General features: G+C 71.8%; 7 protein-coding genes. 4 read left to right on the top strand and 3 right to left on the bottom strand.

Translation table 11 applies throughout. From position 1 onward, the window contains the following. Positions 1-35 precede the first annotated feature (35 nt). Positions 36-605, bottom strand: coding sequence for a hypothetical protein (locus EBH09_RS05465; RefSeq protein ID WP_275938392.1), 570 nt, complete (start codon positions 603-605; stop codon positions 36-38). 428 nt (positions 606-1,033) lie between these two features. On the opposite strand from EBH09_RS05465, the gene EBH09_RS05455 reads away from it, so the two are divergent. The 4 genes from EBH09_RS05455 to EBH09_RS05440 all read left to right on the top strand — a co-directional run bounded on the left by EBH09_RS05455 (position 1,034) and on the right by EBH09_RS05440 (position 5,513). Then, entirely contained in the window at positions 1,034-4,000 is a 2,967-nt protein-coding gene (locus EBH09_RS05455; protein ID WP_121746251.1) for a nitrate- and nitrite sensing domain-containing protein, read from the top strand. Then, positions 3,997-4,431 carry a roadblock/LC7 domain-containing protein gene (locus EBH09_RS05450; RefSeq protein ID WP_121745830.1) on the top strand — a complete coding sequence of 145 codons (435 nt, stop codon included), beginning with the start codon at positions 3,997-3,999 and terminating at the stop codon, positions 4,429-4,431. The genes EBH09_RS05455 and EBH09_RS05450 overlap by 4 nt, the downstream gene beginning before the upstream one ends. 10 nt (positions 4,432-4,441) lie before the next feature. Beyond that, a complete protein-coding gene (locus tag EBH09_RS05445; RefSeq protein WP_121745829.1) occupies positions 4,442-4,837 on the top strand; it encodes a DUF742 domain-containing protein in 396 nt (131 codons plus the stop codon). A gap of 70 nt (positions 4,838-4,907) precedes the next feature. After that, the gene (locus EBH09_RS05440; RefSeq protein ID WP_121745828.1) at positions 4,908-5,513 is read left to right on the top strand and encodes an ATP/GTP-binding protein; all 606 of its coding nucleotides are present in this window, start codon (positions 4,908-4,910) and stop codon (positions 5,511-5,513) included. Between the two features lie 57 nt (positions 5,514-5,570). Here EBH09_RS05440 and glpK read toward each other — a convergent pair whose 3' ends face one another. Together glpK and EBH09_RS05430 are read right to left on the bottom strand one after the other, a co-directional pair. Further along, entirely contained in the window at positions 5,571-7,097 is a 1,527-nt protein-coding gene (gene glpK, locus EBH09_RS05435; RefSeq protein ID WP_121745827.1) for a glycerol kinase GlpK, read from the bottom strand. Positions 7,098-7,176: 79 nt separating this feature from the next. Next, positions 7,177-7,926, bottom strand: a complete 750-nt coding sequence (locus tag EBH09_RS05430; protein WP_121745826.1) for an MIP/aquaporin family protein — start codon at positions 7,924-7,926, stop codon at positions 7,177-7,179. Between the last annotated feature and the right edge of the window lie 518 nt (positions 7,927-8,444).

Here is an 8,444-nt window from a genome sequence, read left to right as displayed (position 1 = left end):
GGCCGATGTCGGAGCCCGGCCCCGCACCCGGCCGCTCAGGGATGCGACAACTGCCCCGCGCCGCCCCGCCGGCGTATCCGCTCCTGGGCCCGCTCCGCGGACCGGGCCTGCCGCCTGGCCCGCCGACGCTCGCGGCGCATGGCCCGCGCGGTGCTGCTCGGCATCGACACCACGCCGTGCCGCTGATTCCAGACCTGTCGCGTCACCCAGACGTCCAGCACGCCCCACGTGGCCACGACCGTGCCCGCCACACTGCCGATCACCATGGGGAACGCCAGCCAGGACCCCGCCATCGTGCACAGGAAGGCCACCATCGCCATTATCAGCGTCACGGCGACGACGAGCACCGCGCGCACGGCCGCCGTACGCACCGGATCCGGCAGACGGCGCCGCCGGGCGGGCTCCTCCGTCCACAACGGCCGGTAGGCCGACTGCTCCAGTGCTTCGCGCCTTTCCCGTCCCTCCGGCCGCTCCGGACGCCTTCGTGCCGGCGTGTCCGGCCCGGCCGCCGGAGTGTCGCGATCCGGCGCCTCGACAACCGAACGGGCCGTCGATTCGGCCGCACCGCCGTCCTCGGGCGCCCTGCGCCGCTCCGCCGTGCCCATCAACATGTCACTCCCCACCGCCAGCAGACAGCTCGTCCGTGTCCGAAGACACGGCTCCCCTCTGGCTGCCCGGCTTGCGCTGCTTTACGCCGCCCGGGGGCGGGATGCGGCTCCCGTGGCCGATTCCGCCTCCATTTCCCGTAGTGAATGACGAACGACCAGCCCTCAAGATTCCCGGGATTCCGGCACAGTCGAAAAATTTCGGCCAATCCGCCCGCCAGACCGGAAGGGCGCTCCGCCTCGCCCGCCACCGGATCCCGTGAGGGAATCTCCCCCAATGACCGGACAACTGGCCATCGCCGGCCCCCGGTGCGGAGGTTCGCGCTCCGGACGGGTCTTCGAGTTACCTGTCCGTCAGTAGTAGGCTCGCGCCGTTTGTTGACGTACATGTGTACCCCCTGCCAGTGGGGGTCGAGCTGGGGGAGGCCATGCGCTTTCGCGGGAAGTCGATCCGCCGGAAGATCGTGGCGCTGCTCCTCGTGCCGCTGGTGTCCCTGACCGCGATCTGGGCCTTCGCCACGGTCCTGACGGGACGCGAGGCGGGCCGGCTGTTCAGCGTCTCGACGGTCGTCGAGGAGATCGGCTATCCGGTCGAGGACACCGTCCGTGTCCTCCAGCAGGAACGCCGTCAGACCCTCGTACACCTCGCCGACCCGCGCGCCTCCGACGGGCTGTCCGCCCTGCAGCGCAGCCGCACCGCCACCGACGAGGCCATCGCCGAGATCCGCGCCAGCGCCGCGAACGCCGACGTGCGCGACGCGCTGGGCCAGGCCGAGGAGGAGCGGCTCACCGCCGTCCTGGACGCCTTCGACGGCATCGGCTCCCTGCGCCGCAGTGTCGAGGACGGCACCGTCGACCGCGCGCAGGCGCTCGGCCTCTACAACCGCCTGGTCGACCCCTGTCACGAACTCCTCGCCAACCTCCACGTCGTCGACGACGTGAGCCTGGACAAGCAGTACCGCGCCCTCGTCAACGTCTCCCGCGCCCGCGAACTGCTCTCCCGCGAGGACGCCCTCCTCGGCTCCGCACTGGTCACCGGCCGGCTCACCCGCGGCGAGATACGCGACGTCTCCGACCTCGTGGCCCAGCGCACCATGATGTACGACATCAACCTCCCGCTGCTGCCCGCCGCCGAACGCGGGCGCTACCAGCGCTTCTGGAAGAACGCCGCCTCCGCGCCCCTGCGCGTCGCCGAGGAGGCCGCCGTCGCCAGTGAGGCAGGCCCGCCCCGCGGCGTCACCGCCAAGAGCTGGGACACCGCCGCCGGCAGCGTGCTCGACGAACTCGGCGCCCTGGACGACCACGCCGCCGACCGCTACCAGGACCGGGTCGACCCGGTCGCCGTGAACACCATCGCCAAGGTGGTCGTCGCCGGTGCTCTCGGCCTGATCGCCCTGCTGTTCTCGCTCTTCCTGTCCGTACGCGTCGGCCGCTCCCTCATCCGCGACCTCAGGCAACTGCGTCTGGACGCCCACGAGGCGTCCGGTGTCCGCCTGCCCAGCGTGATGCGCCGCCTCTCGGCGGGCGAACAGGTGGACGTGGAGACCGAGGTGCCGCGCCTGGAGTACGACAGGAACGAGATGGGCGAGGTGGGCCAGGCGCTGAACACCCTCCAGCGCGCCGCCGTGGAAGCCGCCGTCAAGCAGGCCGAACTCCGCGCCGGTGTCTCCGAGGTGTTCGTCAACCTCGCCCGCCGCAGCCAGGTGCTGCTGCACAAGCAACTCACCCTGCTCGACACCATGGAGCGTCGCACCGAGGACACCGAGGAACTGGCCGACCTGTTCCGCCTCGACCATCTGACCACCCGCATGCGTCGGCACGCGGAGGGCCTGGTCATCCTCTCCGGCGCCGCCCCGTCCAGGCAGTGGCGCAAGCCCGTCCAGCTCATGGACGTGGTCCGGGCCGCCGTCGCCGAGGTCGAGGACTACGAGCGCATCGAGGTCCGCCGGCTGCCCCGCATCGCCGTCACCGGGCCGGCCGTCGCCGACCTCACCCACCTCGTGGCCGAACTCCTGGAGAACGCCACGGTGTTCTCCCCGCCGCACACCGCCGTGCAGGTCATGGGCGAGCGCGTCGCCAACGGTTTCACCCTGGAGATCCACGACCGCGGCCTCGGCATGGCGGCCGACACCCTCCTCGACGCCAACCTCCGGCTCGCCGAGACACCGGAGTTCGAGCTGTCCGACACCGACCGGCTCGGCCTGTTCGTCGTCAGCCGGCTCGCCCAGCGGCAGAACGTCCGGGTGTCCCTCCAGCCCTCCCCGTACGGCGGCACCACCGCGGTCGTCTTCGTTCCCGACGCGCTGCTCACGGACGACGCCCCGGACACCAACGGCGTCGGTTTCCGCCTGGACCGTCCCCAGCACGTCAGGGAGAAGGAGCGGGAGGAGAGCCGCCGTTCCGCCCTCGCCCACGTGCCCGCACGGCTGCCGGGCCGCCCGGCCACACTGCTGGACGGGCCGGTCGAACTCGAGGCGCCGGTCGACCTGGACGCCCTCGACGGCCTGCCGGGCGGGCTCGGCGACGAGGACAGCGAACGGGGTGGTCTGTTCCGTCCGCGCCGCTCCCTCGTGTCGGCTGACGGCGACCAGGAGGTGCGCCGCGCCGAACGGCGACGTCAGGACCCCGGCCACTCGGGCGAGCCGCTCCAGCCCGAGGAGGAGGACGAGGTGAACGCGCCGGTCGCGCTGCCCCGTCGCCGGACCCCCAAGCTGGTCAGCTCGCACGGGCGTCCGGTGCCGGAACGAGCCGCCCGGGACACCTCCCACGAGGTGCCCCCGGCAGGAGCCGAGCGCGCGGGAGGCAGGACCGACCCTCGGTCTCGACCGGCCGAGCCGCCCGCCCTGCCCACCCGCCGTCGTCGCCCGGAACCAATCGACGGCCGCGCCGACGACCGTGCCGAGGGCCGTGGCGATGCCCCTGCCGAGGGACGCGCGGGAGGCCGCTCGGGGGCTCGCGCGGAGGGCCGTGCCGAAAGGCGTGACGCCGACCGTACGGAGTCCGAGGCGCTGCCGTCGCTCCCGGCCCGCCGCCGCGGCGCGTCTCCCGAGCGAGGGAGTTCCACGTCCGACAACGGCGACGACCGCGCGCGCCACGCCGACCGCACACCCGGCGCCCCGGGACATGTCCCGGACGCCTCCGGACCCGGCACGGGCGCGCTGCCCCGGCGCGTACGGCAGGCCAACCTGGCCCCCCAGCTCAGGCAGAGCCCCGAACCGCCCGCCGGGGACCGCTCCGACCCCGCCGACCGTGACGCCGAGGAAGTACGCAGCCGTATGGCCTCGCTCCAGCGCGGCTGGCAGCGCGGCCGCGAGGAGAACGCCGCGGGGGGCGACGCCCCCGGCGGCACAGCACCACAAGCACCACGAGGAACGACTAAGGGGGACGGTCGATGACCGCACCGAAGGCGACCGGCCACACCTCGACCAGGACCGGGGAGCTCAACTGGCTCCTCGACGACCTGGTCGACCGTGTCGCGAGCATCCGCAAAGCCGTCGTCCTGTCCGGCGACGGCCTGGCGACCGGGGCCTCCAAGGACCTGACCCGGGAGGACAGCGAACACCTGGCCGCCGTGGCGTCCGGTTTCCACAGCCTCGCCAAGGGCGTGGGCCGTCACTTCGAGGCGGGCAGCGTCCGGCAGACGGTCGTCGAACTCGACGACGCCTTCCTGTTCGTCACGGCCGCCGGCGACGGCAGCTGCCTGGCCGTCCTGTCGGACGCCGACTCCGACGTCGGCCAGGTCGCCTACGAGATGACCCTCCTCGTCAAGCGGGTCGGCGTGCACCTGGGCACCGCTCCGCGCACCGATCTGCCCTCGGGCGGGTAAGTGGGATGACATGAGCGCAGACGGTCAGGGAAGAAACCACTGGTTCGACGACGAGGCCGGACCCGTCGTCCGTCCGTACGCCATGACGCGCGGCCGCACCAGCAGCGCGGCCCAGCACCGCCTCGACCTCATCGCGGTGGTCGTCACGGAACCCCACGCGGACGATCCGGAGGCGGACGTCACGCTCTCCCCGGAGCACGTGGACATCGTCGGGCTGTGCCGGGACACCCCGCAGTCGGTCGCCGAACTCGCCGCCGAACTCGACCTGCCCATCGGGGTCGTACGGGTCCTGGTGGGAGACCTCGTGGACGTCGAACTCGTCCGCGTGAACCGGCCCGTGCCCCCGGCCGAACTGCCGGACGAGGACATTCTGCGCGATGTGATCAGCGGGCTGAGGGCACTGTGAAGCGGCCTTTGGGCACTACGACTGGCACGGCAAGCGGCACCACAAGTGGCGCGTTAAGGAGAAGAGATCGATGATCTTCGGGCGTTCTCAGCGCGGCAAGCCGCCGGTCGAGCCCGTCACGCTCAAGATCCTGGTGGCCGGCGGTTTCGGCGTCGGCAAGACCACGCTCGTCGGCGCGGTCAGCGAGATCAGGCCGCTGCGCACCGAGGAACTGCTCACCGAGGCCGGGCGGCCCGTGGACGACGTCAGCGGTGTGGAGGGCAAGCACACCACCACCGTCGCCATGGACTTCGGACGGATCACCCTGCGCGAGGACCTGGTCCTCTACCTCTTCGGCACGCCCGGCCAGGAGCGCTTCTGGTTCATGTGGGACGAGCTCTCCGAGGGCGCGCTCGGCGCCGTCGTCCTGGCCGACACCCGCCGCCTGGAGGACTGCTTCGCCGCCGTCGACTACTTCGAACGCCGCTCCATCCCGTTCGTGGTCGGCGTCAACCGCTTCGAGGGGTCGGCCCGCTATCCGGCCGAGACCGTCCGCCAGGCACTCGATCTCGACGCCGACGTGCCCCTGGTCATGTGCGACGCGCGTGACCGGGAGTCGGTCAAGGAGGTCCTCATCGGCGTGGTCCAGCACGCCATGGCCCAGGCGGCGGACCGCCGCAGGGTCGTCACCACCTGACGGCTCGGGGCACGGCGACGACACCCACGCGCGCGTGTCCCCGAGCCTGCCCGGCGCCTAGGAGCCGCCGTCGCCGTCCTCCATCCAGCCGAAGCTCTTCTCCACCGCCCTGCGCCAGTTCCGGTACTCGCGATCCCGCACCGACGCCTCCATGGCGGGCGCCCACTCGACGTCCCGCTGCCAGTGCGTCTTGAGTTCGTCGAGGCCGTTCCACACGCCGGTGGCCAGTCCGGCCGCGTACGCGGCGCCCAGACACGTCGTCTCGGACACCCGGGGCCGGATCACCGGCACGCCCAGCACGTCCGCCTGGTGCTGCATCAGCAGATTGTTCTTCGTCATGCCGCCGTCGACCTTCAGCGTCGTGATGCGCACCCCCGAGTCCTGGTACATGGCGTCCACGACCTCGCGCGTCTGCCAGCTCGTCGCCTCCAGCACGGCGCGCGCCAGATGCGCCTTCGTGACGTACCGGGTGAGCCCGGTGACCACCCCGCGCGCGTCCGAGCGCCAGTACGGCGCGAACAGTCCGGAGAAGGCGGGCACGATGTACGCGCCCCCGTTGTCCGCGACGCTCGCCGCCAGCGGTTCTATCTCGTCGGCGCTGCGGATGATGCCGAGCTGGTCGCGGAACCACTGGACCAGGGCCCCGGTGACGGCGATCGACCCTTCCAGGCAGTAGACGGGCGCTTCCTCACCGATCTTGTAACCCATGGTGGTCAGCAGTCCGCTCTTCGACGGTACGGGCCGGTCACCGGTGTTGAGCAGCAGGAAGCTGCCCGTACCGTACGTGTTCTTCGCCGTGCCGACGTCGTAGCAGGCCTGCCCGAACACAGCTGCCTGCTGGTCACCCAGGGCGGACGCCACGGGAACGCCGGCGAGCTGGCCGACGGCGGTGCCGTACACCTCGGCGGAGGACCTGATCTCGGGGAGTACGGCCTCGGGGATGTTCATCGCCGAGAGAATCGACGGGTCCCACCGCAGGGACCGGAGATCCATCAGCATGGTGCGTCCGGCGTTGGTCACGTCGGTGACGTGCCGCCCGCCGTCGGTGCCGCCGGTCAGGTTCCAGATCAGCCAGGAGTCGATGGTGCCGAAGGCGATCTCACCGCGCTCGGCACGGGCCCGCAGACCTGGCACGTTGTCGAGCAGCCAGGCCGCCTTGGGCCCGGAGAAGTAGCTGGCCAGCGGCAGGCCCGTCTGTTCGCGGAACCGGTCCTGCCCGTCCGTGCCGCCCAACTGGCGGCACAGCGCGGAGGTCCGGGTGTCCTGCCACACGATGGCGTTGTGCACCGGCTTGCCGGTCGCGCGGTCCCACAGGACCGTCGTCTCGCGCTGGTTGGTGATGCCCAGCGCGCTGAGCCGGTCGGCGCGCAGCCCGGCGTTGGCGAGCGCCCCGGCGACCACGGCCTGGACCTTGGACCAGATCTCGGTGGCGTCGTGCTCCACCCAGCCGGGCTTGGGGAAGATCTGGCGGTGCTCGCGCTGGTCGACGGCGACGATCGCGCCGTCCTGGTCGAAGATGATGCAGCGGCTCGAGGTGGTGCCCTGGTCGATCGCGGCGACGTACTTCGTGGAGTGGTCCGTCATGGCTACTCCTTGGGCTGGATGTGGAGGACTGCGCAGGCGACGCGGAGAGGGCGCGGAGGCGACGGCCCCGGGGGGCCGTTCAGAAGGCCAGGTTGTAGACGAGCCCGGCGAGCGCCCCGCCGATCAGCGGGCCGACCACGGGGATCCAGGCGTAACCCCAGTCGGAGGTGCCCTTGTTCGGGATCGGCAGGAAGGTGTGCACGATGCGCGGGCCGAGGTCACGGGTGGGGTTGATGGCGTAGCCGGTCGGCCCCCCGAGGGAGAGGCCGATCCCGACGACGAGCAGCGACACGATCAGCACCAGCGTTCCCGACTCGCCGAGACCCTCGGTCAGTCCGAAGGCGAGGATCGGCAGGACGAGCCCGACGGTGGCGATGATCTCGGTGACCAGGTTGGCGACCGGGTGCCGGATCTCCGGGATGGTCGAGAAGATGCCGAGCGTCGGAACCGGCTCGTCCGCCGTGCCCTCGGTGGTACCGGTCTTCCGGACGTTGGCCTGGAACTGGGCGAAGTACGTGAGGTAGCACAGGACGGCGCCGATCATCGCGCCGACGAACTGCCCCAGCACGTAGATCCAGACCTTGCCCCACTCGCCGGTGTCGACGGCGATCCCGAGGGTGACGGCGGGATTGAGATGCCCTCCGGAGAGCGGGGCAGCGGTGTATGCGCCCGCCAGCACACCGAACCCCCAGCCGAACGCGATCACCACCCACCCCGACGCCCGCGCCTTGCTGTACCTCAGAGTCACGGCGGCGCAGACGCCCGCGCCGAAGAGGATGAGGATCGCGGTACCGATGATCTCGCCGACGAAGATGTCTCCGTTGCTCATGGCGGCTCCTGGGCCCTGGCCCGGGGCGATCGGCCCCGGCCCTCCTGTGCGGGGTGTGTCTCCCCCGGGGACCTCCGCCGCGGGGCGTGAGTGACGAGCGTGCCGTAGCAGCCGAACCGCCCCGTGGGGGAGTGGGCCTCGAAGGACAGGAGTGCCCGCGCGACGCAGTGCCGGAATACGCCGAGATGTACGGCGATGTCGACTGACACCGGAAGTGTTCACCGGCACCCAGGGAGCGTCAAGGTGGCCGACCGCAACGTTTCGGGACCCGCCGGACAACACGCACGGAGCGGGCGGGCGGACAGCGTCCTGCATCTCGGTTTCTCGTGGTGCCGTAGCGGTCGGTGCGCACGCGTGCCGGCGAACGAGCCACCGCACTTCACAGTTGTCGACGCCGCCCCTCACCACCCCGGCGCCCCCCCCACCCGGCGCCCCCCGCATCGGCGCCGGGAGGGCGCCGCCCGCGTCACCCCGCCGTCGCCGTCGCCCGGTACGCCCCGCGTCGGACCTCGTGCCCC

The organism is Streptomyces sp. E2N166, from assembly GCF_003671715.1.
Lineage (GTDB): Bacteria > Actinomycetota > Actinomycetes > Streptomycetales > Streptomycetaceae > Streptomyces > Streptomyces thinghirensis.
Note: the sequence above shows the minus strand (reverse complement) of the source record. Positions and strands in the feature narration are given on the sequence as shown.

Coding starts and splice junctions, on each gene's coding strand:
- EBH09_RS05465 (WP_275938392.1), bottom strand. CDS start 605: ATGGGCACGGCGGAGCGGCGCAGGGCGCCCGAGGACGGCGGTGCGGCC.
- EBH09_RS05455 (WP_121746251.1), top strand. CDS start 1,034: ATGCGCTTTCGCGGGAAGTCGATCCGCCGGAAGATCGTGGCGCTGCTC.
- EBH09_RS05450 (WP_121745830.1), top strand. CDS start 3,997: ATGACCGCACCGAAGGCGACCGGCCACACCTCGACCAGGACCGGGGAG.
- EBH09_RS05445 (WP_121745829.1), top strand. CDS start 4,442: ATGAGCGCAGACGGTCAGGGAAGAAACCACTGGTTCGACGACGAGGCC.
- EBH09_RS05440 (WP_121745828.1), top strand. CDS start 4,908: ATGATCTTCGGGCGTTCTCAGCGCGGCAAGCCGCCGGTCGAGCCCGTC.
- glpK (WP_121745827.1), bottom strand. CDS start 7,097: ATGACGGACCACTCCACGAAGTACGTCGCCGCGATCGACCAGGGCACC.
- EBH09_RS05430 (WP_121745826.1), bottom strand. CDS start 7,926: ATGAGCAACGGAGACATCTTCGTCGGCGAGATCATCGGTACCGCGATC.